The organism is Mesorhizobium sp. M0060 (assembly GCF_040323155.1).
Classification (GTDB): domain Bacteria; phylum Pseudomonadota; class Alphaproteobacteria; order Rhizobiales; family Rhizobiaceae; genus Mesorhizobium.
In genome coordinates this window covers 15440-40118 of record NZ_JAMYUP010000033.1, presented here as the reverse complement: position 1 = coordinate 40118, position 24679 = coordinate 15440, and the positions used below count along the sequence as shown (strand labels likewise).

The 24679-nt window shown below is 63.0% G+C and carries 24 protein-coding genes; 12 read left to right on the top strand and 12 right to left on the bottom strand.

What is annotated here, in order from left to right; translation table 11 throughout:
- Positions 1-18 precede the first annotated feature (18 nt).
- From NKJ94_RS25185 to ugpB, 4 genes are all read right to left on the bottom strand, one after another.
- Entirely contained in the window at positions 19-1086 is a 1068-nt protein-coding gene (locus NKJ94_RS25185; protein ID WP_352528878.1) for a sn-glycerol-3-phosphate import ATP-binding protein UgpC, read from the bottom strand.
- Between the two features lie 7 nt (positions 1087-1093).
- Positions 1094-1942: a sn-glycerol-3-phosphate ABC transporter permease UgpE gene (gene ugpE / locus NKJ94_RS25180; RefSeq protein ID WP_352528876.1), complete on the bottom strand. Its 849-nt coding sequence runs from the start codon at positions 1940-1942 to the stop codon at positions 1094-1096.
- Positions 1943-1950: 8 nt separating this feature from the next.
- A complete protein-coding gene (ugpA, locus tag NKJ94_RS25175) occupies positions 1951-2835 on the bottom strand; it encodes a sn-glycerol-3-phosphate ABC transporter permease UgpA (protein WP_352528926.1) in 885 nt (294 codons plus the stop codon).
- An 81-nt stretch (positions 2836-2916) separates the two neighbouring features.
- Positions 2917-4227, bottom strand: a complete 1311-nt coding sequence (gene ugpB / locus NKJ94_RS25170; protein ID WP_352528874.1) for a sn-glycerol-3-phosphate ABC transporter substrate-binding protein UgpB — start codon at positions 4225-4227, stop codon at positions 2917-2919.
- A gap of 307 nt (positions 4228-4534) precedes the next feature.
- Here ugpB and NKJ94_RS25165 point away from each other — a divergent pair, with 307 nt between their 5' ends.
- Positions 4535-6967, top strand: a complete 2433-nt coding sequence (locus NKJ94_RS25165; protein WP_352528872.1) for a bifunctional diguanylate cyclase/phosphodiesterase — start codon at positions 4535-4537, stop codon at positions 6965-6967.
- 2 nt (positions 6968-6969) lie between these two features.
- Here NKJ94_RS25165 and tlpA read toward each other — a convergent pair whose 3' ends face one another.
- On the bottom strand, positions 6970-7653 hold the full coding sequence (gene tlpA, locus NKJ94_RS25160; protein ID WP_352528870.1) for a thiol:disulfide interchange protein TlpA: 684 nt from the start codon (positions 7651-7653) through the stop codon (positions 6970-6972).
- Positions 7654-7688: 35 nt separating this feature from the next.
- Between tlpA and argH the strand changes: the two genes are divergently transcribed.
- The 3 genes from argH to lysA all read left to right on the top strand — a co-directional run bounded on the left by argH (position 7689) and on the right by lysA (position 10653).
- Positions 7689-9089: an argininosuccinate lyase gene (gene argH, locus NKJ94_RS25155; RefSeq protein ID WP_352528868.1), complete on the top strand. Its 1401-nt coding sequence runs from the start codon at positions 7689-7691 to the stop codon at positions 9087-9089.
- Positions 9090-9160: 71 nt separating this feature from the next.
- On the top strand, positions 9161-9367 hold the full coding sequence (locus NKJ94_RS25150; RefSeq protein WP_352528866.1) for a hypothetical protein: 207 nt from the start codon (positions 9161-9163) through the stop codon (positions 9365-9367).
- A 17-nt stretch (positions 9368-9384) separates the two neighbouring features.
- A complete protein-coding gene (gene lysA / locus NKJ94_RS25145; RefSeq protein ID WP_352528864.1) occupies positions 9385-10653 on the top strand; it encodes a diaminopimelate decarboxylase in 1269 nt (422 codons plus the stop codon).
- A gap of 92 nt (positions 10654-10745) precedes the next feature.
- Here the strand turns inward: lysA and NKJ94_RS25140 are convergent, their stop codons facing one another.
- The gene (locus tag NKJ94_RS25140) at positions 10746-11048 is read right to left on the bottom strand and encodes an ArsR/SmtB family transcription factor (RefSeq protein WP_023677929.1); all 303 of its coding nucleotides are present in this window, start codon (positions 11046-11048) and stop codon (positions 10746-10748) included.
- Positions 11049-11110: 62 nt separating this feature from the next.
- Between NKJ94_RS25140 and NKJ94_RS25135 the strand changes: the two genes are divergently transcribed.
- The gene (locus NKJ94_RS25135) at positions 11111-12052 is read left to right on the top strand and encodes a threonine/serine dehydratase (protein ID WP_352528862.1); all 942 of its coding nucleotides are present in this window, start codon (positions 11111-11113) and stop codon (positions 12050-12052) included.
- Between the two features lie 211 nt (positions 12053-12263).
- Positions 12264-14894: a TIGR02302 family protein gene (locus tag NKJ94_RS25130; RefSeq protein ID WP_352528860.1), complete on the top strand. Its 2631-nt coding sequence runs from the start codon at positions 12264-12266 to the stop codon at positions 14892-14894.
- Positions 14895-14967: 73 nt separating this feature from the next.
- Here NKJ94_RS25130 and NKJ94_RS25125 read toward each other — a convergent pair whose 3' ends face one another.
- Positions 14968-15825: a LysR substrate-binding domain-containing protein gene (locus NKJ94_RS25125; RefSeq protein WP_352528858.1), complete on the bottom strand. Its 858-nt coding sequence runs from the start codon at positions 15823-15825 to the stop codon at positions 14968-14970.
- Between the two features lie 224 nt (positions 15826-16049).
- On the opposite strand from NKJ94_RS25125, the gene NKJ94_RS25120 reads away from it, so the two are divergent.
- Complete coding sequence (locus tag NKJ94_RS25120) at positions 16050-17000, top strand: DMT family transporter (RefSeq protein ID WP_352528857.1); 951 nt, start codon at positions 16050-16052, stop codon at positions 16998-17000.
- A 6-nt stretch (positions 17001-17006) separates the two neighbouring features.
- On the opposite strand, the gene NKJ94_RS25115 is transcribed toward NKJ94_RS25120, so the two are convergent.
- The 3 genes from NKJ94_RS25115 to NKJ94_RS25105 form a co-directional block, all read right to left on the bottom strand.
- Positions 17007-17378, bottom strand: coding sequence for a response regulator (locus NKJ94_RS25115; protein WP_352528855.1), 372 nt, complete (start codon positions 17376-17378; stop codon positions 17007-17009).
- Between the two features lie 197 nt (positions 17379-17575).
- Positions 17576-18118 carry a hypoxanthine phosphoribosyltransferase gene (hpt, locus tag NKJ94_RS25110; RefSeq protein ID WP_352528853.1) on the bottom strand — a complete coding sequence of 181 codons (543 nt, stop codon included), beginning with the start codon at positions 18116-18118 and terminating at the stop codon, positions 17576-17578.
- A 186-nt stretch (positions 18119-18304) separates the two neighbouring features.
- Complete coding sequence (locus NKJ94_RS25105) at positions 18305-18595, bottom strand: hypothetical protein (RefSeq protein ID WP_352528851.1); 291 nt, start codon at positions 18593-18595, stop codon at positions 18305-18307.
- A 236-nt stretch (positions 18596-18831) separates the two neighbouring features.
- On the opposite strand from NKJ94_RS25105, the gene ftsE reads away from it, so the two are divergent.
- From ftsE to NKJ94_RS25090, 3 genes are all read left to right on the top strand, one after another.
- The gene (gene ftsE / locus NKJ94_RS25100) at positions 18832-19491 is read left to right on the top strand and encodes a cell division ATP-binding protein FtsE (RefSeq protein ID WP_023677923.1); all 660 of its coding nucleotides are present in this window, start codon (positions 18832-18834) and stop codon (positions 19489-19491) included.
- Positions 19484-20467, top strand: a complete 984-nt coding sequence (locus tag NKJ94_RS25095) for a cell division protein FtsX (RefSeq protein WP_352528849.1) — start codon at positions 19484-19486, stop codon at positions 20465-20467. Before ftsE ends, NKJ94_RS25095 begins: the two co-directional genes overlap by 8 nt.
- 88 nt (positions 20468-20555) lie before the next feature.
- Positions 20556-21317, top strand: a complete 762-nt coding sequence (locus tag NKJ94_RS25090; RefSeq protein WP_352528847.1) for a YdcF family protein — start codon at positions 20556-20558, stop codon at positions 21315-21317.
- Between the two features lie 16 nt (positions 21318-21333).
- Here the strand turns inward: NKJ94_RS25090 and NKJ94_RS25085 are convergent, their stop codons facing one another.
- Complete coding sequence (locus NKJ94_RS25085; protein WP_352528845.1) at positions 21334-21954, bottom strand: pyridoxamine 5'-phosphate oxidase family protein; 621 nt, start codon at positions 21952-21954, stop codon at positions 21334-21336.
- 134 nt (positions 21955-22088) lie between these two features.
- Between NKJ94_RS25085 and NKJ94_RS25080 the strand changes: the two genes are divergently transcribed.
- Both NKJ94_RS25080 and NKJ94_RS25075 read left to right on the top strand, forming a co-directional pair.
- On the top strand, positions 22089-22997 hold the full coding sequence (locus tag NKJ94_RS25080) for a LysR family transcriptional regulator (RefSeq protein WP_352528843.1): 909 nt from the start codon (positions 22089-22091) through the stop codon (positions 22995-22997).
- A gap of 108 nt (positions 22998-23105) precedes the next feature.
- Positions 23106-23906 (top strand): lysophospholipid acyltransferase family protein, encoded by an 801-nt coding sequence (locus NKJ94_RS25075; RefSeq protein WP_352528841.1) that lies wholly within the window; start codon positions 23106-23108, stop codon positions 23904-23906.
- Between the two features lie 27 nt (positions 23907-23933).
- Here NKJ94_RS25075 and NKJ94_RS25070 read toward each other — a convergent pair whose 3' ends face one another.
- Positions 23934-24554, bottom strand: a complete 621-nt coding sequence (locus tag NKJ94_RS25070; RefSeq protein WP_352528839.1) for a LysE family translocator — start codon at positions 24552-24554, stop codon at positions 23934-23936.
- Positions 24555-24679: the final 125 nt, after the last annotated feature.

The window sequence follows — 24679 nt, the reverse complement described above, 5'->3', positions numbered from 1 at the left end:
GTTTGTACAAGGCCGACCTCAATCGACCCGTTTGCCCGCCTGATCGAACCAGTGCAGCTTTTCGGACCTGGCCACGACGCGCAATTGGTCGCCGGGCCTGGCGCTGGCGCGACCTGAGACGCGTACGACGATGCGGCTGCCGGCTGCCGCGCAGTGGAGAAAGCTTTCGGCACCGACCGGTTCGACGGCTTCGACCGTCGCCGGCAGCGCAAGCGCGCCGGACGGCGCCTCTGCCGCGAAAGTGATATCGGCATCCTCCGGACGAAACCCGAGTGTCACCGCCTTGCTTTGTCCAGGCGCCAAGCCAACCATCGTACCGTCCGCCAGTGCCGAGCCGGACGAGCCCCCCGTCAGCGCCAGGAGATTCATCGGCGGCGCACCAATGAAGGAAGCGACGAAGGTCGACGCCGGCTTCTCGTACACATCGAGCGGCGCGCCGATCTGCTCGACCAGTCCGGCGTTCATGACAACGAGGATGTCGGCCAGCGTCATCGCCTCAAGCTGGTCGTGGGTAACATAAACCGAGGTGACACCGAGCGAGCGCTGCAAATTCTTGATCTCGACGCGCATCTGCCCGCGCAATTTCGCATCGAGGTTGGACAAGGGCTCGTCGAACAGGAAGACTTTCGGGTTGCGCACGATGGCACGGCCCATGGCGACACGCTGGCGCTGGCCGCCGGAAAGCTCGCGCGGGCGCCGGTCGAGAAGCGCCGAAAGCTCCAGCACCTTGGCGGTCGAACGCACCCTGCTGTCGATCTCGTCCTTCGGCGTGCCGCGGTTGCGCAGGCCATAGGCCATGTTGTCATAGACCTTCATATGCGGGTAAAGCGCGTAGTTCTGGAACACCATGGCGATGTCGCGCTCGGTCGGGCCAATGGCGTTGACCACCTTGCCGTCGATGGCGACTGTACCGGCAGAAATGGTCTCCAGCCCGGCGATCATCCTCAGCAGCGTAGACTTGCCGCAGCCCGAGGGGCCGACCAGAACACAAAGCTCCTTGTCGGGAATGGCAATGGAAACGCCCTTCACGGCTTCGATGCCGCCGGGATAGATCTTCTTCACGTCCTTCAGATCGACGGTCGCCATCGGCTTCTCACTTTTCGGATTCGACCAGGCCGCGCACGAACCAGCGTTGCATCAGCACGACCACCAGGATCGGCGGCACGATGGCTAGCATTGCCGTGACCATGACCAGGTGCCATTGCGTGTCAGCATCGGCGAAGGAAACCATCTTTCTCAGCGCGATGACGATGGTGTTCATATCGTTACTGTTGGTGACGAGCAGCGGCCAAAGATACTGCGTCCAGCCGTAGATGAAGAGGATTACGAACAGAGCCGCGATGTTGGTGCGAGACAGTGGCAGGAGGATATCGAAGAAGAAGCGCCACGGCCCGGCACCGTCGACACGCGCCGCCTCGACCAATTCGCCCGGTATGGTCATGAAAAACTGGCGAAACAGCAGCGTCGCGGTGGCCGAAGCGATCAAAGGGATGATCAGGCCGGCATAGGTGTCGATCATGCCGAGATCGACCATCACCTTGTAGGTCGGCAGGATGCGCACCTCGACCGGAAGCATCAAGGTGATGAAGATCAACCAGAAGAAGGTCATGCGCAGCGGAAAGCGGAAGAACACGATCGCGTAGGCCGACAGGATCGAGATGAAGATCTTTCCCACCGCAACGCCGAGCGCCATGATCGTGGTGTTGAGGAGCAGTCTGCCGACGCTGACACCGCCGATGCGACCAATACCGCCGAACAGCGCCTCGCTGTAGTTGTTCCAGAGCTGGTCGCCGGGCAAGAGCGGCAGCGGCGGCCTGAGGATCGTTTGCAGCGTGTGTGTCGAGGCAACGAAGGTGTAGTAGATCGGAAAAGCCACGATCAATATGCCAAGGATGAGCACGGCATGGGCGATGAAGGTGCGGAGCGGGGACTGGCCGATCATCGCTGCCCTCAACCGTAATGGACTTTGCGTTCCACGTAGCGGAACTGGATAGCAGTAAGCGCAATGACGATGGCCATCAGGATGACCGACTGCGCCGCCGAATCGCCGAGGATCAGATTGACGAAGCCGTCATTGTAGACCTTGTAGACCAGCGTCTCGGTCGTCTTGCCCGGCCCGCCGCCGGTGACGGCATGAACGATGCCGAACGTGTCGAACAGGGCATAGACCGTGTTGACGACCAGCAGGAAAAAGGTTGTCGGCGCAAGCAGCGGGAAGACGATAGTCCAGAAGCGCTTGGTCTCGCCGGCGCCATCCATGGCCGCCGCCTCGATCAGCGTTTTCGGCACCGCCTGCAGGCCGGCAACGAAGAACAGGAAATTGTAACTGATCTGCTTCCAGGCAGCCGCCGACACCAGCAGGATCATGGCGTGGGTGCCGTTGAGCAGCGGATCCCACGCGATGCCGAGGCTTCTCAGCAAATAAGCCAACGACCCGATCGAAGGATTGAACAGAAAAAGCCACAGCATGCCGGCAATCGCCGGCGCCACGGCATATGGCCATATCAACAGTGTGCGGTAGAGGCCTTTGCCGCGCACGGCCTTCTCGGCCATGACCGCGAGCAGCAGGGCCACAACCATGGCAACGATCGCGGTCGCAAGAGAGAACACCACCGTGACCTTGATCGAGTTGAGGTAGGCCGGATCGGCCAGCACCTTCCGGAAATTGGCAAACCAGACAAACCGGCTCCTCAGCCCGAACGGGTCTTGCCTGAGCATCGACTGGTAAAGCGCCTGACCGGCCGGCCAATAGAAGAAAACCAGTGTTATGGCGAGTTGTGGCGCCACCAGCAGGTAGGGCAGGATCTTGTTGGGAAAGACGACGCGTGGAGACAGGCTGATTTCCCTCGCTATTCAGGTATCGCCCACGCGAGCTCGCGTGGGCGATATTCCAACCGACTAACCGAGATAATCCCGTCAGTTCTCCAGCGCTTCCTTGATCGCGGCGTTGCCGCGCGTGACCGCATTGTCGAGCGCCTGCTGAGCGGTTTGCTGGCCGGCCAGCATCTTCTCGAGCTCCTCGTTCTGGATATCACGCACCTGCGGCAGATTCGGCAGGCGCACGCCCTTCGAGTTGTCGGTCGGCGCCTTGCCCGTCATCTGCAGGATGGGTGTCTCGCGGCCGGGGTGTTTGTCATAGAAGCCTGATTTCTTAGTCGCCTCGTATGCCGCAAGCGTCACTGGCAGGTATCCCGACTTCTGGTGCAGATATTCCTGCACATCTGTCTTGGACAGATAGGCAAAGAAGGCCGCGACGCCCTTGTATTCCTCGTCCGACTTGTTGCCGAACACCCACAGGCTGGCACCGCCCGGCGTGGTGTTCTGTGGTGCGCCCTTGGCGTCGGTATCGTAGGGAAGCTGGCCGATGCCATAGTTCATGCCGGACTTGACGATGTCGCCGAGGCCGCCTGACGATTCGGTGAAGATGCCGCATTCGCCGGCGAGGAATATCTGCTTGGCTTCGGAGGTGCGTCCGCCATACTTGAATGTGCCGTCCTTGGCCAAGTCAGCGAGCGCCTGGAAGTGGTTGACGAAAATCGGCGCATTGATCTTGAGTTCGACATCACCTCCGGCCAGGCCATTCTGCTGGGTAGCCCAAGGCACGTCATTCCACGCTGCGAAATTCTCCAGATGGATCCAGGTCAGCCAGGTCGAGGTGTAGCCGCAAGGGGCGGCGCCGCTCGTTTTGATCTTCTTGGCAGCTTCCCACACCTCGTTCCAGGTCTTGGGCGGGCTGTTCACGTCGAGGCCGGCCTTCTGGAAGATGTCCTTGTTGTAGTAGAGGATCGGCGAGGAGGAGTTGTAGGGGAAGGACAGCATGGTGCCGTCCGGCTTCGAATAATAGCCGACGATGCCGGGCAGATACTGGCTCTTGTCGAAGGTCATCCCAGCACTGGTCAGCACATCGGCCGCCGGTTTGATCGCACCCTCGGCCGCCATCATCACGCCGGTACCGACGTCGAACACCTGGAGGATATCGGGCGCCTGTCCGGCGCGGAAGGCCGCTATGCCCGCATTCAGCGTCTCCGGATAGGTGCCCTTGAACACCGGAACGAGCTCATAGTCGCTCTGGCTGGCGTTGAAATCCTTGGAGATCTTGTCGACGACCTCGGCGTTGGCACCGGTCATGGCGTGCCACCAGCTGATCTGCGTGACGGCGAAGGCGGAGGTGGTGGAAAGCAGGGTCAAGGTGGCGGCAATACCGGCCGCGAAGCCGAAGAACTTCATGTTTCATCTCCCGTTTGTCATTGGCGAAAGGGGCGCTTCCGCAAAGCCAATATGTGGCGCTGATGACAATCGGACAACGGTTTTGTTGCGGATCAATGAACATCGTTTCCGACTAAAGTGCGCTCGCTACCGAAAGCGCGGCGTCAGGGGACTGCACCACCGCCCCTCTCGGCAGAGCGGCATGCACTTGTCTGGTTTCCCCCGAAAAGACCCGCCTCATGACCCGCGGGTTAACCATTCGTTAAAATCTCCAAGGGCTAATCAGTCACACCTCCCCTGTTTTTTTGGCAGACCGAGTGAACCCAGGATGCTGACGGTCTATAACTGTATTGTAAGTCAGCACGACCTGAGACTGGTCGCACTTGCCGCCCTCGTCTGCGGCATTTCCTGCTTCTCAGCAGTTAATCTCCTTAAGCATGTCGGCCGATCGACCGACCGAAATCGGCTTGTCTGGCTGATGATCGCCGCAACTTCGACCGGGTTCGGCATATGGGCGACGCATTTCATCGCCATGACTGCGTTTACGCCGGGAATACCAAACGCATACAATCCGGGATTATCCGCCTTTTCGCTTGCCGCCGCCGTCATCCTGACCGCGCTTGGGATGTGGGTTGCCACCTTGCGCCGCGGCATCGACCATTTCCTCGTCGGCGGCGCCATTCTCGGTGGCGCCATCGCGACGATGCACTACATCGGCATGGCGGCATTCGAGGTGGAAGGCCGGATCGTGTGGAACCTGCCCCTTGTCGCGATATCGCTTCTGGCCGGCGGGACGCTCGCGGCAGTGGCGCTTCTTGTCGTCTTGCGCCGCCCATCCGCGCTCGCGACGCTCGGCGGCGCCGTGCTTTTGACGCTGGCGATCTGCAGCTTGCATTTCATCGCGATGGCCGCAGTGTCGATCTTTCCGGATTCCTCGATTGAAATATCCGAACATTCAATCGACCCCGTTTCCCAGGCGTTTGCCGCAGCAGTCGCCAGCCTGGTAATCCTTGTGCTGTCGGGCGCCGCCCTGTGGATCGACCTGCGTTTTCGCGGCCAGAAGCTCGAGGCCGATCGCATGCACGATCTCGCCAATGCCGCTGTCGAAGGTCTGATCGTTTGCGATGGCACCCGCATCGTCAGCGCCAATGACAGCATGGCGAAACTGACGGGCACGGCGACAGCCACCCTGAACACGATGCAGCTCGGCGACCTTTTCGACGAACGGAGCACAGCCGATATATCCGGCTTCGGCGAGCAGGCGCAGGAAGCGAAATTGAGGGGCAGCGACGGCACGAGAATTCCTGTCGAGCTGATCGCCAGGAAGATCACGTACTGCGGCAGGCCTCATACAGTGCTTGCCGTTCGCGACGTCCGCGAGCGCAAAAAGGCGGAAGAAGAGATCCTCCGCCTCGCACATTTCGACCCACTTACCGGGCTTGCCAATCGCCGAAGCTTTTCTTCCCGGCTCGAAGCGGAAATCGCATCGATGGATCGTAGCGGCAAGGATGGATATCTGGCGCTCCTGCTGCTTGACCTCGACCGGTTCAAGCAAGTCAACGACCTCTATGGCCACAGCGCCGGCGACGCCATGCTGCAGAAGCTGGCGCACTGCATTTCCGGCATCCCGCGCCACGGACAGATGCTCGCGCGCCTCGGCGGCGACGAATTTGCCATCATAGCTCCGAACCTCCCCGACCCACTGGCCGCGGGTCGCATAGCCGAGGATGTGCTGGCTGCGATCCGGGAGGAAAACAGAGTTTCAGTCGGCTACGGTCTTGTCTCGGCCAGCATCGGCATCGCCTTCTTTCCGCTGGATGCCGAAGACCAGGCCGGCCTGATCAGCCATGCCGATACGGCACTCCATCGCGCCAAGACCGAGGGCAGGGACACTTACCGGTTTTTCGAGGTAGCCATGGGCACCGCGGCCCGCGACAAGCGCGTGATGGAGCATGAATTGCGCCAGGCGATCGCCCGCAAGGAGTTCCACCTCGTCTACCAGCCGCAGAAGGAGATTCGCAGCGGCAAGATGATCGGCTTCGAAGCCCTGGTCCGTTGGCAGCATCCGGAGCGGGGTGATATTTCCCCGGCCGTTTTCATCCCCATGGCCGAGGACAGCGGCGCCATCGCCCAGATCGGCGACTGGGTGCTGACGACGGCTTGTAACGATGCTGTTCGCTGGACAAACCCGCTGATGGTCGCCGTCAACGTCTCCGCCGTGCAGCTTCACAATCCGAACTTCAGCCGCAAGGTGCACGACGCCCTGGCGAGATCCGGCCTGGCACCCATCAGGCTCGAACTGGAGATCACCGAAACGGCCCTGGTGAAGGACATGCCGCGCGCGCTGGCAACCTTGAGGCAGGTCAAGGCGCTTGGCGTGCATGTGGCGATGGACGATTTTGGCACCGGCTACTCTTCGCTATCCAACCTTAGCGCGTTTCCCTTCGACAAGATCAAGATCGACGGGTCGTTCATCAAATCGGTCGACAAGAACGGCCAGTTCGCGGCGATCGTCCGCGCCGTGCTGGGGCTTGGACGCGGTCTCGGCCTGCCGGTCCTGGCGGAGGGCATCGAGACGCCGGGCGAATTGCAGTTCCTGGACGCCGAGGGTTGCGAGATCGGGCAAGGCTATCATCTCGGCAAGCCGGCTCCGATCGAGACATTCGGCGACCTGACCGGCGTGACAGCTCCGGCAATCCGCACCGCCAGCCGACGCGATGCAAGCATTGCCGTGCTGAAGCCGCGCCTGCGCACGGTCTGAGCCTATCCCGGCTGAAGCGCCGTCTCGACGAGCCGCCGGGCGTCCGGCCCGGACCATTCGGCCGGACCGTTCATGTGCGCGATCAGGCAGCCTTCCGCGTCGATCAGCATGGTGACCGGCAGGCCCAGCGCCAGGCCGCGCGTCTTGACGTCGTTGAACAGCGCCATCGTCGCATCGCGATAATAGCCGAGCGCCTTGACGCCGGTGTCCTCGAGGAACTTCTTCGGCTTGGTATCGTCGCCGGCATCGACGTTGACAGCAACAACCTGAAACGCATCGCTGCCCATCTCCTTCTGCAGCGCATCGAGCGCCGGCATTTCGGCGCGGCAAGGTGCGCACCATGTCGCCCACAGATTGAGCAGCACCGTTTTGCCGGCATGGTCGGCGATCGTCGTCGGCTTGCCGTCGGGGCCGTTGAAGGCCAGGCTTTTCAGCGATAGCGGCGGATCCGCCGGCAAAAGCGCGGCAACCTGGCCGGTAGCAGCGGCGGCAATTTTCTTGGCACGGTCGGTCTTGGCAGCGCAGGCAAGGTCGTCCTTGCCGCCGCCGACAGCCACTTGCGCGGGCGCGTTGTTGCCAGAACCGCTTTCCCTGACATATACCGCGACCGCGCCGGCCAGCACGCCCGCAACCAAAGCGGCGAGGATGAGACGCAAAGCCGGGAAAAATCTATTGCCGTCTGCCATTTTTCAAAAACTGCTCCGGAGCACGGGTTATAGCGATGAGCGACAAGAAGGCCAGCAATCAGATGTGGGGCGGACGTTTTGCCTCGGGTCCGGCCGCAATCATGGAAGCGATCAACGCGTCGATCTCGTTCGACCGCAAACTCTACGCGCAGGATATTCGCGGCTCGATCGCCCATAGCGAGATGCTGGCGCAAACCGGCATTATTTCGGCGGCCGATCAAGAAAAAATCGCTCACGGGCTGAACACGATTCTGGCAGAGATCGAGGCCGGCACATTCGAGTTCTCGACCAGGCTGGAAGACATCCACATGAATGTCGAGGCCCGTCTGGCCGAGCTGATCGGCCCCGCCGCCGGCCGCCTGCACACCGCCCGTTCGCGCAACGACCAGGTGGCGGTCGACCTCAGGCTGTGGGTCAAGGACGAATGCTTTCGTGTCGCCGAGGCGCTGAAGGGCCTGATCACGTCATTCCTGGAGCGGGCCGAGGAGCATGCCGCAACGGTGATGCCGGGCTTCACCCACATGCAGGCGGCGCAGCCGGTGACCTTCGGCCACCACTGCATGGCCTATGTCGAGATGTTTGCGCGCGACCTGTCTCGCGTCCGCAACGCGATCGAGCGGATGGACGAAAGCCCGCTCGGTGCGGCCGCGCTTGCCGGCACCAGCTTTCCCATCGACCGGCACCAGACGGCGAAGTCGCTTGGCTTCCGCGAGCCGATGCGCAATTCGCTCGACAGCGTTTCGGACCGCGATTTCGCGCTCGAGTTCTTGGCGATGGCGGCGATCTGCGCGACGCATCTGTCGCGGCTGGCCGAAGAGATCATCATCTGGTCGACGCCGCAATTTGGCTTCGTCAGGCTGTCGGACAGCTTCTCCACAGGCTCTTCGATCATGCCGCAGAAGAAGAACCCCGACGCTGCCGAACTGGTGCGCGGCAAGACCGGCCGCGTCACCGGCCATCTGGTCGGATTGCTCACGGTGATGAAGGGCATGCCGCTGACCTACGGCAAGGACATGCAGGAAGACAAGGAATCCGTATTCGACGCGGCCGAGACGCTCGACCTGATGCTGGCGGCGATGACCGGCATGGTGCGCGACATGACGGTGAACACTGTCGCGATGAAAAAGGCCGCCGGCGCCGGCTATTCGACCGCGACCGACCTCGCCGACTGGCTGGTGCGCACGCTCGGCCTGCCGTTCCGCGAGGCGCACCATATCACTGGCCGGGCGGTGGCGCTGGCCGAGGACAAGAAGATCGGGCTCGATAGGCTTTCGCTGGAGGATCTGCAGTCCATTCACCCAGGCGTCACGGCGGACGTGTTTTCAGTTCTGGCCGTGCAGAACTCGGTAAAGAGCCGCACCAGCTTCGGCGGCACCGCGCCGTCCGAGGTGCGCAAACAGATCCGCTACTGGAAAAAGCGGCTCGCCAAGGCGTAAGACGCGGGGTGCAATGGCCGCAAAACTCGGCTAGAAGCGGCTGCGGGCAACAGTTTCGGACGGATGGCACGATGACCGGAAGCAGGATTTTGGTGACGCTGACGCTGCTGGCAGTAATCGCCACCGTTGCGGCCTGCGGCAGGAAGGCTGCGCTCGATACGCCCTACGCAGCAGCCGTGCAGGCGCGCAAGGACGCCGAGAAGGCCAAGCAACCTCTGCCGCCGGAGCCGGAAAAACCTGTCGAGGACAAGAAATTCATCCTCGACCCGCTGCTCTGATTTTTCGGACCAATCTCGTGAACCATTTCGACTACCGCGACGGCGCACTGCATGCTGAGGACGTGGCGATATCAGATATCGCCGCCAGCGTCGGCACGCCGTTCTATTGTTATTCGACGGCGACGCTGACCAGGCATTTTCGCGTCTTCGCCGAAGCTTTTGCCGGGCTCGACGCCCTCGTCTGCTATGCCATGAAGGCGAATTCCAATCAGGCCGTGCTAAAGGTGCTGGCCAGGCTCGGCGCCGGCGCCGACGTGGTCTCGGAAGGCGAACTGCGCCGCGCTTTGGCCGCCGGCATTCCGGCAAGCAAGATCCTGTTTTCGGGCGTCGGCAAGACTGCGCGCGAAATGGATTTTGCGCTCTCGGCCGGCATTCTCTGTTTCAACGTCGAATCCGAACCGGAGCTGGAGCTGCTGTCGGCCCGCGCCACCGCACTGGGCAAGATCGCGCCGATCTCCCTGCGCATCAACCCAGATGTCGACGCCAGGACGCACAAGAAGATTTCGACTGGGAAGGCCGAGAACAAGTTCGGCATTCCCTGGCAGCAGGCGCGAAAGGTCTATGCCAGCGCGGCTGAGTTGCCCGGCATCAAGATCACCGGCATCGATACCCATATCGGCAGCCAGATCACCGAATTGCAGCCCTTCGACGACGCCTTCGCCCTGCTGGTGGAGCTGGTCGGCGCCTTGCGCGCCGACGGTCATGCCATCGAGCATATCGATGTCGGTGGTGGCCTCGGCATTCCCTACCGGGTCGACAACAACCCGCCGCCTTTGCCCGATGCCTATGCCCAGATCGTCAGGAAGCATGTCGCCAAGCTCGGGCTGAAGGTAATGTTCGAGCCGGGCCGGATGATCGTCGGCAATGCCGGCATCCTGGTCTCGGAGGTGATCTTCGTGAAGGAGGGCGACGCCAAGAACTTCCTCGTCGTCGATGCCGCGATGAACGACCTGATCCGGCCAACGCTTTACGATGCTTTCCACGACATCAAGCCGGTGCTGCAGCAGCCGGCCGCAGCACCGCGCATGAAGGTCGACGTGGTCGGCCCGGTCTGCGAAACCGGCGACTATCTCGGCCTCGACCGCGACTTGCCCCGGCTGAAGGCCGGCGACCTGATCGCTGTCGCCACCGCCGGCGCTTATGGCGCCGTCCAGGCCGGCACCTACAACACCCGCCTACTGGTGCCGGAAGTGCTGGTCGACGGCGACCGCTTCCACGTCGTGCGCCCGCGCCAGACCTACGACGAGCTGATCGGGCTGGATTCGGTGCCTGACTGGTTGAAATAGATCATGACCCCGAAAACTGGGAACCGGTTTTCGGAAACGATCGTGGTCAAACAAAAATGGATCGCCTGCAACGCTACAGCCGGTGCTGAACGCTACAGCCGGTGCTGAATAAGTGCCCTGGTCTCGGCGATCCTGTCCTCGTTCCGGCGATAGAATATCCACTGCTTGATGCGCTTGCTACGCAAAAGCCCTGCTTGGGTCAGCACGCGCATATGCTCGCTGAGCGTTGCCTGGGTGATCCCCAGCTTTTCCGCGATCAGCAGCGCGCAGACGCCGTCCTCGACCAGATCGCCGTCCGTCTGCGGCGGAAAATGCGCGCGCGGGTCCTTCAGCCAATCGAGGATCTGCAGCCTGCGCTCGTTGGCGATCGCTTTGAAGACGTCGACCTCTTGCATTTAGGCACTTTGCCAAGTTACTAATTAATGTCAACTCTGAATGTCAACTCTGGGGGCGAAGCATGCTGCACGGCCACACGATCACCCGCGAGCGCATTGCGGCGATAGAACCCCGCATCCGGCCCTTCGTGCGCCACACGCCGGTGCTGCGTGTCGACATGGCCGATTTCGGCCGTCCGCCTCTCAGCATCGACCTGAAGCTCGAGTGCCTGCAGCATTCCGGCTCGTTCAAGGCGCGTGGTGCGTTCACCAATCTCCTCGAACGGCCGGTTCCCGCAGCTGGCGTCGTCGCCGCATCCGGCGGCAATCACGGCGCCGCCGTCGCCTATGCCGCCATGCGACTCGGCCACAAGGCGACCATCTTTGTTCCCGAAGTGAGCCCGTCGGCCAAGCTGGACCGCATCCGCGGTTACGGCGCCGAGCTGATCGTCGGCGGCGCCCGTTATGCCGAGGCGCTGGCCGCCAGCGAGAGCTTCGCCGAAAAATCCGGCGCGCTGCAGATCCACGCCTTCAACCAGGAGGAGACGCTGGTCGGGCAAGGCACGCTCGGGCTTGAGATCGAGGCCGACCTTCCGGAGCTCGACACGCTGCTGGTCGCCGTCGGCGGCGGCGGCCTGATCGGCGGCATCGCCGCCTGGTTTTCCGGCCGCATCAGGATCATCGCCGTCGAGCCGGAGGGCGCGCCGACGCTTCATCGCGCCTTCGAGGCCGGCCGGCCCGTCGATGCGCCGACCGAGGGCATCGCCGCCGACTCACTCGCGCCAAAGCGTGTCGGCGAAATGATGTTTCCTATCGCCGAGGCTTTCGTCGAGCGCTCGATATTGATCAGCGACGACGACATCATCGCCGCCCAGGCGGCGCTGTGGGACCGGGTGCGAATCATCTCCGAGCCGGGCGGTGCGGCCGCCTTCGCGGCGCTCCTGTCCGGCCGCTACAGGCCGGCTGCGGGCGAGCGCGTTGCCGTTCTGGTCTGCGGCGCAAACGCCAATCCGGCGAAATTCTGACAATATCCGGGGCATTATTGTTCACGTTTTGGGGAACCGCCTCGCCTTCGCCGTGTTTGTTGGTATCCTTAGGTGACGTGCAACCGCCTGGATGCACGAAGTACGCGCTAAGATTTTAGGTCTTCGCATCGTGCTTCCCGAAAATCGACTTTTCGGGTCCATGCGATAGACTCGTGAGGTCCGGGCTGTCCCGCCCGGCCAGGAAGGGCCGATGACGCAACGACCCATCTTCACCAGCCATCGCAGCCTGGCCGGGCGCCTTGCCTTGAGCCGGCTGGCGACGCAGGTCTCAATAATTGTCGAGCGCGGCTGGCCGTTGCTGCTGCCGCTGATCATCGTCGCCAGCCTGTTCCTCAGCATCTCGTGGCTCGGCCTGTTCCCGCTTTTGCCCGATTTGGCGCGGATCGGTCTCATCACGGCATTCGGCGTCGCAGCGCTTGCCGCACTCTATCCATTGCGTTTCTTCCGCACGCCATCCAGGGCCGAGGTCGACCGCCGCATCGAGGCGGCCAATCGATTGCTGCACAGCCCGGTGCAGGTCCAGACCGATCGCCCGAGCGGCAAGGAAAGCATTTTTTCGCAAGCCCTGTGGCGCGAGCATCAGAGGCGCATGGCGGACCGGCTGGGCGACCTTGGCGGCGACGTGCCGCGCACGCGCGTCCCCGAGCATGACCCGTGGGCGTTGCGCGCCGTTGCAGCGCTTTTGTTGGTCACCGCCTTTGCCTTCTCCTTCGGGCCGTCGGGCGGCAGGCTGAGTGACGGCTTCGTTGCCCGTGCCGCGCGCGACGCCGTGCCGCCGCGCATCGACGCCTGGGTGACGCCGCCGGCCTATACCGGCCGGCCGCCGGTATTCCTCACAGCTCCGGTTCTTGCCAACCCAGTCCTTGCCAACAACGTCGATCAAGCGGCCCCAACCTTCACCGTTCCGGAGGGCAGCGATATATCGCTGCGCGTCACCGGCGGTTCGGGCGAGGAAACGCTGAGCTACGCCGACGCCGGCGGCAACACCCGCGCCATCGATCCGACCGGGCCGCAACTCACCAAGCCGGAGGCAAATACGGCAACGGCTTCCAACGTGCGCCAGTTCGCCGGCAAGCTGACGGCCGACGGCACGCTGACGCTGCAATCCGGCGATGGTGACCTCGGCCGCTGGGCCTTCGCGATAATCCCGGACAAGCCGCCGCAGATCCGCTTTGTCGGCGAGCCGAAACGCGCCGTTAACGGCGCCTTCGAACTCAACTACCAGATCGACGACGACTATGGTGCGGCCTCCGCCAAGGCGGTTTTCGCATTGGCCGATCCGCAGGCGCCCGAGGCGCACCCGCTCTATGGCCCGCCGGAAATGCCGCTGTCGTTGCCGCGCCGCGGCGGCAAGGCCAATGCCGCCAGGACGACGAAGGATCTGACCGACCACGTCTGGGCCGGTGGCAACGTCAAGCTGTCGCTCGTCGCCACCGACGGCGCCGGACACACGGCAACCAGCGAAACCAAGACGCTGGTGATGCCGGAGCGGCCATTCTCCAACCCGCTGGCGCGGGCGCTGATCGAGCAGCGCCGCATGCTGGCACTCGACGCCAATAGCAAGGATCGCGTGCTCGATCTGATGGATGCGATCACGCTCAGGCCCGAAGACACGTTCGACAACATGACGCACTACCTCGCCATCATGAGCGCCCGCACCCGGCTGAAGATGGCCGACAGCGACGACCAGTTGCGCGACGAGGTCGCTTACCTCTGGGAGATCGCGCTCGGCATTGAGGAAGGCAATCTTTCGGCGGCCGAGAAGCGGCTGCGCCAGGCGCAGCAGGCGCTGCAGGAGGCGATCAAGAACGGCGCCAGCGACCAAGAGATCGAGAAGGCGATGAAGGAACTGCGCGAGGCGATGAACCAGTTCCTGCAGGAATTCGCAGCGCGGGCGCAGCAGAATCCAAATGCGCCACAGATGCAGCAGAACGGCCAGGAACTGCGCCAGAGCGACATCGACCGCATGATGGACCAGATCGAGAACCTGGCGAAATCCGGCGATCGCGACCAAGCGCAGCAATTGCTGTCGGAGCTGCAGGACATGATGAACAATCTGCAGGCAGGCCGCCAGCAGCAAGGCGGCCAGCAGGATAGCGAGATGCGCCAGCAGATGGACAAGCTGGGCGAGATCATGCGGCGCCAGCAGGAGATGATGAACGACACTTTCCGTATGGATCAGATGCAGCGCGGCCAGCAACAGCGCGGGCAGAATCGCGACGAGCAGCTCGGCGAGAACGGTGAGCAAGGCCCGATGGGCGAAGAGGGCAAGCCCGGCCCGGGCGACGACCGCGATCCGCTCGGCCGGCCGAAGCCGATGACGCCGCAGGAATTTGCCGATGCGCTGAAGCAATTGCAGGAAGGCCAGGGCAAGCTGCAGAGCGAGCTCGAACAATTGAGGAAGGGCCTCGAAGGCATGGGCCTCGACCCCAATGAGGGATTTGGCGAGGCCGGCAAATCCATGGGCAATGCCGAACAGGCGCTCGGCGAGGGCGAGGGCGACCAAGCCGTCGGTCACCAGGGCCGCGCATTGGAAGCCTTGCGCAAGGGCGCCAAGGACATGATGAAGCAATTGCAGGCGATGCAAGGCGACCAAGGCGGCAACGGGCAGGGCGGACGCCAGCAGAATGCCGATCGTGACCCGCTCGGGCGGCCCCGCACCAGCGAGGGTCCCGATGACGGAAGTTCGGTGAGAGTGCCTGACGAGATTGACGTGCAGCGCGCCCGCCAGATCCTCGAAGCGATCCGCAAGCGGCTCGGTAACGCGCTCAGCCCCGATATCGAGCGCAGCTATCTGGAGCGGTTGCTGGAGCTGAAGTAAGGCTGCCCTCTATATTCGGAAGATCGCCGTGCGCGGTCCGTGGTGACCGCCATCGCCGGACTGAGCGACATGTTTAACGGTTGGTGAACGCCTCGCGAATCGCCTCTTCCATCCCGTCGATAGCCTCGCCGGAAGCGTTCGGATTGCGCCGCAGCACTACGTTCGAGGAATCGATGTCGCCGAACCCGTCGGCGGCCGTAAGTTCGCGGCAGCCGGCCGGGATGTTGCTGCGCGAGATCGGCGCAATCGCCAACCCGGAGGTGACGGCGAGCCGCAGGCCGCCATTGGTATCGCTGGTGTAGGCGACACGGTAGGCGAGACCGCGCTGTTCCAGCGACTTTATCGCGAAATCCTTGCACCAGCCGGCACGGTTGTAGAGCGCGATCGGTACCGGCCGCTCCTCCTGCATCTGGTGCAGCTCCGACGTCACCCATACGGTCGGGTCATGCATCAGCACCTCGCCGCCTGTGAGATCCTGCCATTCGAACACCACCGCCAGATCGAGTTCGCCGGCGGCGAGCGCCGCGATCTGCGCACCAGAATGCGCGTAACGGACGGTGATGTCGACCTGAGGATGGCGCTTGGCAAAGGCGCCGAGCGCGCGCGACAGGATCGCGTGGCCATATTCCTCCGGGATGCCGATGCGCACCGGGCCGCCGAGCGGCGCCGCGACCATCGATGCCGCCGTCTCGTCGAGCAGCGACACAATCCGGCGGGCGTTGGCGATGAGCTCGCCGCCGCGCCGCGTCAGCGCCACACCGCGCGAGCCGCGCTCGAACAGGCTGTCGCCGACCATGCCTTCGAGCTTCTTCATCTGCATCGAGACCGCCGACTGGGTGCGGCCGGCCCGCTCCGCCGCCTTGGTGAAATTGCCGGTGTCGGCGACCGCCACGAAGGTGCGCAACAGGTCGCTGTCGAGATTGGGTCGCATGCCGTCCGCCATAAGAATATCTGATAGCTGGCATCATTCCAATTCGTTTGCAACATGTCAAACGGCGGACGATAGTCATCTCACCCATTGGATATGCGGCCGCGAAATCGGCCGCGGACCAATCAAAAGTCCTCACTCGTACCCGCTGCCCGAAACGGTGGCGGGTTCTTTTTACCCGGATGCAGGCCTGCTTCCGACCGCGCATGCAGGAGACCGGAGCGCCTATGCAGAATCGGCTTGTGCTCGGCATCCTCAGCCTCTGTCTCGGCGTGCTGGTCTTTTCGCTGCAGGACCCGCTGGTCAAGGCGGTGTCGAGCCACTATCCGGTCACGGAGGTGATGGCGATCCGCTCGATCGTCGCACTGCCGATCCTGGTTTTCCTCGTGCACGCCGATGTCGGATTGCAGGCGATCCTGTCGAAGCGATTCGGCATGCTGACGATGCGCGCCTTCATCCAGTTCACCTCCTACACGGCCTACTATCTGGCAATCGCCGCCCTGCCGCTGGCTGACGCGGTGGCGCTCTATTTCATGGCGCCGCTGTTCATCATGGCGCTGGCCGGCCCTTATCTCGGCGAACGCGTGTCCTGGCAGGCGCTTGCCACCGTCCTGGTCGGCATGCTCGGCGTGCTGGTGATGGTGCGCCCGGGTGCCGGCTTGTTCGACTGGGCGGCGCTGCTGTCGCTAGGCTCGGCTCTGCTCTACGGTTTCTCGCAATTGATGGCACGCAAGATCGGCGACACCGAATCGTCGACCGTCATGGCGTTTTACCAGAACGGCGCCTATCTGGTCGGCGCTGGCTTGGTGGCGGGCTTGTTTTGGCTGGCAGGTATTGACCATGCCGTGCATCCGAGCCTCGAATTCCTCGTCCGGCCATGGGTTTGGCCGACAACGCTGGATCTCTTGAAGATGGGGGCATGCGGCTTCGTTGCCTCGGCCGGAATGATCCTGTTGTCGCAGGCCTACCGGCTGGCGCCCGCCAACAGCGTCGCCACCTTCGAATACACCGGCATCATCTGGTCGCCGCTATGGGGTTTTCTGTTCTTTGCCGAAGTGCCGCGACCGGCGACGGCGGCCGGCGCAGCCCTCATCATCGGCGCCGGCCTGTTTGCGCTCAATGCCAGCCGGCGCCGGAGCGGCGCGCCAGCCATTGCGGCGACCTGCGACCCTGCCTGAAGGCGGTCAGGCGAAGCAGGCGAGCACCTGTTCGACGCGGGCGCGGATTTCAGCCAGCGTGAACGGTTTTTGCACGACGTCGAGAATAATGCCGTCCAATTCCTCGGCGCGCTCGCGCTGGTCGGCATAGCCGGTCATCAGCATGATCTTCATCGCCGGGAAAAGGACCACTGCCGCCTTGGCCATCTCGATGCCGTCCATCTCGGGCATGCGGATGTCGGACAGCACAAGGTCGTAGCCACCTTGCGCCGCCCGGATCAGAGAAAGACCGTGCGCGCCGTCGGCGGCAATGGTGACATTATGCCCGGCGCGTTCGAGCGCACGGGCGGCGAGGGTGCGGACGGATTCATCGTCCTCGACGATCAGGAGCTTTGCCATGGGCAGGATATTTGACGGGGAAAAGTTGATGTTTCCTGAAAGCCAGGAAAGGCCATGAGGCCTTTTCAAAATTCGCTCCGGCGAGGCATATGGCGTGGTTTTCGAGAACCGGAGCGGAGCGGACATTCAAGTCCGTGAGCACCGGAAGCGCAGAAAACCGCGTCAGATGACCGCCGGAGTAGAATTTTCAAAAGGCCTCAGGCGTCGCCCTTGACGACGCCGACAAACGGCAATTCGCGAAACGCGTGGGCGACGTCCATGCCATAACCGACGACGAAATAATCGGGGCAGTCGAAGCCGACATAATCGGCGTTGAGCGTGGTCTGGCGGCGCATCCGCTTGTCGAGCAGCACGGCGATGGCACAGCTCCTGGCTCCGCGCGACAGCATGAGGTCGCGGGTGAAGCTCAGCGTCTTGCCGGATTCGAGGATGTCGTCGATCAAAAGCACGTCGCGGCCGGCGACCTCGTTGTCGATGTCGCGCAGCACCCTCACCTCACCGCTGGTCGTCCCGGCACCGTAGCTGGAGATGAAGATGAACTCGACCTCCGGCGACAGGCCGACATCGTGCATGGCACGGATAAGATCGGCGGCGAAAATGAACGATCCCTTCAGCACCGAGATTACCAGAAGGTCGTGGTAATGGTGCCCGGCGATCTCCTTGGCAAGTTCCAGGTTCCGCCGCGCGATGGCGGACGCCGAAAACAGGACTTCGATGTCCTTGCCGCGCACAACTGGCATTGGCCGCCTTTCCAAAAGTGATCGCCTCGCAGGCGAAGCTGACCGAAACGGTCTTCAACCCCGTTTCTAGGCATGTCGAGCCGGCTGGCAAAGCCAAATCTTTCGCAGGGCGCCCGCGAACGGTCGGATGTCCGCAGCGCATCGCGAACCGTTTATCTGGTAACCTGTTGATTTTCTGGCGCCGTTCTAACGAACCAGCGCGTGGCCGCCCGAAATCCAGAAGGCGGCAAAGGCGGCGCCGACGCCGGCAATCCAGAAGATCGGCCCACCGTGCAACCACAACGGCCGTTCGACGGCGGTTTCGGGCTTGCGCAACATGTCCATGCCTTCGATCGAAGGCGTAGAAATCATGCGCGTAGCCGGCGGCGCAAAGTCTGGACGCGTAAAATGGCGGGGCAGCACCTCATAATCGGCATCGATGACGTCGGCGGTCACGTCGCGCATGATGCGTTCCGGCTCGGCGGCCGGGTCGGTCATGATTTCGCCGGAAACCGGGCGCGCGGTTCGATCCTCAGCCATCATGGCCCAACACTACAGCACCTGTTCGCTGTTCGTTTCTTTTGGGTAAACGGAAATGGTTAACGCTTCCCCACCGGAACCCCTGTGACTCGCTCGAAAAGCCCCCTAATTAACCGCCGGTTAACCATGCCGGCCGATGGTCTTTCCACAGAAAGGGCTGGCATCTTGCCGCCGAGAATTCCAGGTCGTCGAAAGTGATCCGCTTCGAAAATGTCGGCCTCCGCTATGGCATGGGTCCGGAGATCCTCCGCGACATCTCCTTGCACATTCCGGAGCGCTCCTTTCAGTTCCTGAGCGGACCTTCGGGCGCCGGCAAGACGACGTTGCTGCGGCTCCTGTTCATGTCGCTGAAGCCGACGCGCGGCCTGATCACCATTTTCGGCAAGGACCGCTCGCGCATCTCGCGCACCGAATTGCCGCATCTGAGACGCCGCATCGGCGTGGTGTTCCAGGATTTTCGCCTGCTCGACCATATGACCACCTACGAGAACGTGGCCTTGCCGCTGCGCGTGCGCGGCCGCGAGGAGGCGACCTACCGCACCGACGTCACCGAGCTGCTGAAATGGGTCGGCCTCGGTGAGCGCATGCATGTGCTGCCGCCAGTGCTGTCCGGCGGCGAGAAGCAGCGCGCCGCGATCGCCCGGGCCTTGATCGAGCAGCCCGAGATCCTGCTCGCTGACGAGCCTACCGGCAATGTCGACCCGCCGCTGGCGCGACGCCTGCTGCGGCTGTTCATCGAGCTCAACCGACTGGGCACTGCCGTGGTGATCGCCACGCACGACCTCGGCCTGATGGAACAGGTCGACGCACGGCGCATGATCCTGGCCGGCGGAAGGCTGGACATCTATGACTGAGCTTTCCGTCCAACAGTTCGAGGATCAGGACGCCGCGGCGGCAAAGCCCCGCGTTCAGCGCAAGATGGCGCCGATCGTGCCGGCGCAGAACGTCGCCGGCCGGGCGCTGGTGCTGGTCATCGCCATCATGACGTTTCTGTCTTGCCTGACCTTCGGCGCGGTAACGCTGGTGCGCGACACCGCCTCGGTCTGGCAGAATCAGATCTCGCGCGAGGCGACGATCCAGATCAAGCCGGTCGACGGCCTCGACATGGAGGCCGCGCTTGCCCAGGCCTCGCAGATCGCCGGCGAATTCCCCGGCGTGAAAAGCGCCGAGATCGTCGACCGCGAGGCAACGGCCCGGCTGCTCGAGCCCTGGTTGGGCTCGGGCTTGAACATCGATGAGCTGCCGGTGCCGCGCTTGATCATCGTCACCATCGACGAGAACAACCCGCCCGATTTTGTCGCACTGCGCGCGGCGATCACGCCGAAGCTGCCGAGTGCCTCGCTCGACGATCATCGCACCTGGGTTGACCGGCTGGTTGCCATGGCCCGGACCACGGTAACGATCGGCATCGCTGTGCTGGCGCTGATGCTGTCGGCGACGGTGCTGACAGTGGTGTTCGCGACGCGCGGCGCCATGGCCGGAAACGGCCACATCATCGAGGTGCTGCATTTCGTCGGCGCCGAGGCGCGCTTCATCGCACGCGAATTCCGCCGGCATTTTCTGGTTACCGGCATGAAGGGCGCCGCGGCAGGCGGCGCCGCGGCGATCCTCGTCTTCATCATCTTCTCCTGGTGGTCGTCACGCAACATGGCAACGCCGCAGGCCGACCAGGCTACCGCCCTGTTCGGCAATTTCGCCATCGGCTCCGCAGGCTATCTCGGGGTCGCTGTCATGGTGCTGGTGATCGGCGCGCTGACGGCGGCAACGTCACATTTCACCGTGGTTACCTATCTCAGCGACATCGACATTCGCCAGCCGGACGCCGGCTAAAGGAAAGATCGATCACGGATGAAAACGCATCGTCACGAAAATTGCATTTTTTTCCTACCAAAGGCCGTATTTCGGGATTAACCATGCGATGATGGACCGGGACTCGACCGATACCGCTGGGTGCATGCCGGTGCTGGTTGCGCGTCCGCATGAATTCACCAAGCCAGACGAGTTCGTCAAGCCAGATGGGTTCGCCAAACACGGGCGGCTGCTGGCAGCCCGCTCCTTGCGCATCTCGGCTCTCCTTCTGCTCGCTCTCGTGGCGCTGTTTGTCGCCGGCTTCGGCTGGTTCGCCAATACCGTCAGCCATCTGACGACGCCCGCCAATCCGGCAAGGGCCGACGCTATCATCGTGCTGACCGGCGGCCAGTCGCGCCTCGACGCCGCGATGGGCCTGCTTGCGTCAGGCAAGGGCGAGCGGCTGCTGATCAGCGGCGTCCATCCTTCCGCCAGCCGCCGCCAGCTTCAAGCCGCGACCGGCGGCGACAAGAGGCTGTTTTCTTGCTGCGTCGACATCGACCGCGCTGCGCTCGACACGATCGGCAACGCCGAGGAAAGCGCCAAATGGGTCGAGGACCACGCCTACGGCACCGTCATCCTCGTCACCAACAATTATCACATGCCGCGCAGCCTGCTGGAAATGGGCCGGCTGCTGCACGGCGCAAGGCTCGAGCCCTATCCGGTGGTCAACACCAACCTCGAGAATGGCGGCTGGCTGACCAAGCCGGAAGCGTTGCGCGTGCTGTTCACCGAATACAGCAAATACCTGCTGGCGCTGGCGCGCGGCATCATGCCGGCGAAGCAAACGCCCAACGGCGTCACGCTGGCCGACGCCGCGGGCGGAAACTGAACGGCACTGGCACTTTTCATTCCCTGGCTGTTGGATCCGAGCGCAAGCGCGCGATCTCCTGCTCGAGCCGTTCTATGCGCCTGTCGCGTTCGGCCAGAGCCGCCGCCACGTCGGCCGCTTCGAAACGCTGCGGGATATGCTGCGAGCAATTGGAATCCCAGGCCGAAACCGCAAACAGGATGACCTGCTCGGGTCGCGCTTTATAGTCGTGCGGCATCAGTCTTGCCGTCAGCTCGGCATCACCCTCGACGACGCGCGCTTTGCCCCAGATCTTGATGCGCTGCCGCTGCGCATAGTCGATCAGGAACAGGAAAGCCTGCGGGTTGTCGCTGAGGTTGCCCTGAGTGATGAACTGCCTGTTGCCGGAAAAATCGGCAAAGCCGATCGTCCGCTCATCAAGTACCGTGAGGAACCCGGCAGGCCCGCCGCGATGCTGGATGTAAGGCTGGCCATCCGCATTGGCGGTCGACAGGAAGACACTGGTCTGGGCCTCGACGAAAGCGGCGAGATCGGGCGTGATTGCTGCCTGCCAGCCGCCACGCTCCTCGACACGGGCATAGGTCTGGCGCGTGCCCTTGCGGGCCTGGATCGCCTTGACCGTCGGTGTGAAGGCGACATCGCTGGTGTGAGCGTTCATCAAAACCCTCCTGAAGCGCCGAACTGCGCTGCATTACTCACTCCGGAAATAGAGCCTTCCATCTTCGAGATGCAGATGCCATATCTGCAATCTATCCTTCCACTTTTCGGAAGGAGCAATTTTTCGGGAGAGCTATGGATCGCCTCCAGTCCATGTCGCTTTTCGTTGCCGCGGCGGAGACAGGCAGTCTTTCGGCCGCTGGGCGCCGCTTCGGCATTCCGCTGACAACTGTCAGTCGCAAGATTTCGGACCTGGAAAAACACCTGAAGACACGGCTGTTGAATCGCTCGGCGCGGCAGCTGTCACTGACCGACGCGGGCCACGCCTATCTCGCCGCCTGTCGTCGCATTCTCGACGAGGTCGGCGAGGCCGAGCGGACAGCCGCGGGGGAATACAGCGCCCCGACCGGCGAACTGATCGTTACCGCACCGATCGTCTTTGGCCGCCTGCATGTGCTGCCGGTCGTCACCGGCTTCCTCGCCGCCTACCCCGACGTGAGCGTCCGGCTGACGCTCGCCGATCGGATAACCCAGTTGGTCGAGGAGCACATCGATCTCGCCATCCGCATCGGCCAGCTTGCCGATTCGAGCCTGATCGCCCTCCGCCTGGGATCGATCCGCCGCGTCGTTTGCGCGAGCCCGGCCTATCTCGCCGAGCACGGCACGCCGAAAACCCCGCAAGAGCTTGCGGCGCACAGTGCAATCACCTTCGAAGGGCTCACCGCCGCCAGCTGGAGCTTCGCCACCGGCAAGGCCGAATTCGCCGTGCCGATCCGCTCCCGGCTACGGGTCAACACCGCTGAGGCGGCAATCGATGCGGCGATTGCTGGCGTCGGCGTGACCAGGCTGCTTTCCTACCAGATCGCCACCGCAATTCGATCGGGTACGCTACGCCCTGTGCTGCAGGAGTTCGAGCCCGAGCCATGGCCGGTAAGCCTCGTCCATGCCGGCCAGGGGCTGCTGCCGGTGAAGCTGCGCGCGTTCCTCGACTTCGCGGCCCCGCGCCTGAAGCAGCGCCTGGTACAGGCGGCGTGGCAGGCGTGACGGAGACGGCCTATCGCAAGACCGGAACCGATCTCCGGCCTCGCGCCGTTTCCTTTTTGCCGGCGCTTGGTGTAACCAACGCACACCTCCTCACCGGGCACTTGCTGCATGCTCCATATCCGCTCGCTGGCGTTCAATCTCGCCTTCTACCTCAATTTGATCGTCCAGATGATCCTCTGGACCCCGTATTATTTCCTGTCGCCGCGCCATCGCGCCTGGTTTGTGCCGAAATTCTGGTCGCGCACCAGCATGTGGCTCTACGACAAGATCGCCGGCACCAGGAGCGAGATCACAGGCCAGGAAAACCTGCCCAAAGGCTCCTTCATCCTGGCGCCGAAGCACCAATCCTTCTGGGACGCGATCGCCTTCCTGCCGTTCCTCGACGATCCCGTTTACATATTGAAGCGGGAGCTGACCTGGATCCCGTTCTTCGGCTGGTACATCTTGAAAATGCGGATGATTCCGGTCGACCGCGGCAGCCGGTCGAAGGCTTTGAAGATGGTGATCGCCGCGACCAAACAGGAATTGGCGCGCAATCCCCGCCAACTCATCATCTATCCCGAGGGCACGCGCCGGGCGCCGGGCGACGAACCGGTCTATAAATACGGCATCGTCGAACTCTATGCGCAACTTGGCATTCCGGTGGTGCCGGTCGCTCACGTCGCCGGCCTCTATTGGCCGCGCCGTAAATTCCTGCGCTATCCCGGCACGATCAAGGCGCACTTCCTGCCGCCGATCCCGCCCGGCCTCGGCAAGGATGAATTCATGCAACGGCTGATCGGCGAGACGGAAGCCGCCTGCGACCAGCTCCTCGTCGAGGCGGCGCAGACGCCGAACCCGCCGCCGATGCCGCCGACGGCAGTGAAAAGGCTTGGTGAGCTGGACGCGAAACCTGAAATGAAAGGCTGAAACAACAGCCTCAGATGCCGCAAGGGCTCACGGCAGGGCAGCCAGAGCGGCTGTCGCAACCAGCGTCACGGCAAACACCAGATTGACGATCCGCGAAGCCAAGGGTTTGCGCAACATACGTGCAAAGGCCGCGCCGGCGAGAAGCCACAAGAGATGAATGGCAACGATCATCAAGGCGAGGACCGCCAGCTTGGCTGAAACAGCAAGATCGCCGGCGCCAGAAGACGCGCCGGCGAACACGGCGGCAATCGCCACATAGGCTTTCGGGTTGGCGACGGCCAGAAGGAATCCACCAAGGAAGGTGGGAAGGGCCGCTCCACCGACGCGCGCCGCCAGTGGCGGCGCCGTCGCTATCTTGAACGCCAGGTAAAGGATGTAGGCCGCTGAGGCGACCGCCAGCAGCGCCGCAAGCTTCGGCAACGCGGCGAGAACGGCCATGATGCCCGTCGCCACCACCAGCAGCACGAGGATCGTGCCGAAAACGATGCCCGAGGCATAGCGGAGCGAATCACGCAGGCCGAACGCGGCACCGACCGCGGTGACGCTTATCGTCGCCGGTCCCGGGCTGCCCATGACGATGGCCGATGCCAGCACAAGCGCCAGCAATTGCTGCCATAGCTGCTGATCGATAAGAACCTGTGCGGCCATGCGGCGTCCCTGCATCCTGCGACGATGCAGGGACGGTAAGGCAAGGCGGCGGTGCCCGTCTTGAACGATCGTGCAAGCTCGTTCGCGCTCAGCTGACGGATCTACTGCTTGAATATCCTGGATAG

Coding starts and splice junctions, on each gene's coding strand:
- NKJ94_RS25185 (WP_352528878.1), bottom strand. CDS start 1,086: ATGGCGACCGTCGATCTGAAGGACGTGAAGAAGATCTATCCCGGCGGC.
- ugpE (WP_352528876.1), bottom strand. CDS start 1,942: ATGATCGGCCAGTCCCCGCTCCGCACCTTCATCGCCCATGCCGTGCTC.
- ugpB (WP_352528874.1), bottom strand. CDS start 4,227: ATGAAGTTCTTCGGCTTCGCGGCCGGTATTGCCGCCACCTTGACCCTG.
- NKJ94_RS25165 (WP_352528872.1), top strand. CDS start 4,535: ATGCTGACGGTCTATAACTGTATTGTAAGTCAGCACGACCTGAGACTG.
- tlpA (WP_352528870.1), bottom strand. CDS start 7,653: ATGGCAGACGGCAATAGATTTTTCCCGGCTTTGCGTCTCATCCTCGCC.
- argH (WP_352528868.1), top strand. CDS start 7,689: ATGAGCGACAAGAAGGCCAGCAATCAGATGTGGGGCGGACGTTTTGCC.
- NKJ94_RS25150 (WP_352528866.1), top strand. CDS start 9,161: ATGACCGGAAGCAGGATTTTGGTGACGCTGACGCTGCTGGCAGTAATC.
- NKJ94_RS25140 (WP_023677929.1), bottom strand. CDS start 11,048: ATGCAAGAGGTCGACGTCTTCAAAGCGATCGCCAACGAGCGCAGGCTG.
- NKJ94_RS25135 (WP_352528862.1), top strand. CDS start 11,111: ATGCTGCACGGCCACACGATCACCCGCGAGCGCATTGCGGCGATAGAA.
- NKJ94_RS25130 (WP_352528860.1), top strand. CDS start 12,264: ATGACGCAACGACCCATCTTCACCAGCCATCGCAGCCTGGCCGGGCGC.
- NKJ94_RS25125 (WP_352528858.1), bottom strand. CDS start 15,825: ATGCGACCCAATCTCGACAGCGACCTGTTGCGCACCTTCGTGGCGGTC.
- NKJ94_RS25120 (WP_352528857.1), top strand. CDS start 16,050: ATGCAGAATCGGCTTGTGCTCGGCATCCTCAGCCTCTGTCTCGGCGTG.
- NKJ94_RS25115 (WP_352528855.1), bottom strand. CDS start 17,378: ATGGCAAAGCTCCTGATCGTCGAGGACGATGAATCCGTCCGCACCCTC.
- hpt (WP_352528853.1), bottom strand. CDS start 18,118: ATGCCAGTTGTGCGCGGCAAGGACATCGAAGTCCTGTTTTCGGCGTCC.
- NKJ94_RS25105 (WP_352528851.1), bottom strand. CDS start 18,595: ATGACCGACCCGGCCGCCGAGCCGGAACGCATCATGCGCGACGTGACC.
- NKJ94_RS25095 (WP_352528849.1), top strand. CDS start 19,484: ATGACTGAGCTTTCCGTCCAACAGTTCGAGGATCAGGACGCCGCGGCG.
- NKJ94_RS25090 (WP_352528847.1), top strand. CDS start 20,556: ATGATGGACCGGGACTCGACCGATACCGCTGGGTGCATGCCGGTGCTG.
- NKJ94_RS25085 (WP_352528845.1), bottom strand. CDS start 21,954: ATGAACGCTCACACCAGCGATGTCGCCTTCACACCGACGGTCAAGGCG.
- NKJ94_RS25080 (WP_352528843.1), top strand. CDS start 22,089: ATGGATCGCCTCCAGTCCATGTCGCTTTTCGTTGCCGCGGCGGAGACA.
- NKJ94_RS25075 (WP_352528841.1), top strand. CDS start 23,106: ATGCTCCATATCCGCTCGCTGGCGTTCAATCTCGCCTTCTACCTCAAT.
- NKJ94_RS25070 (WP_352528839.1), bottom strand. CDS start 24,554: ATGGCCGCACAGGTTCTTATCGATCAGCAGCTATGGCAGCAATTGCTG.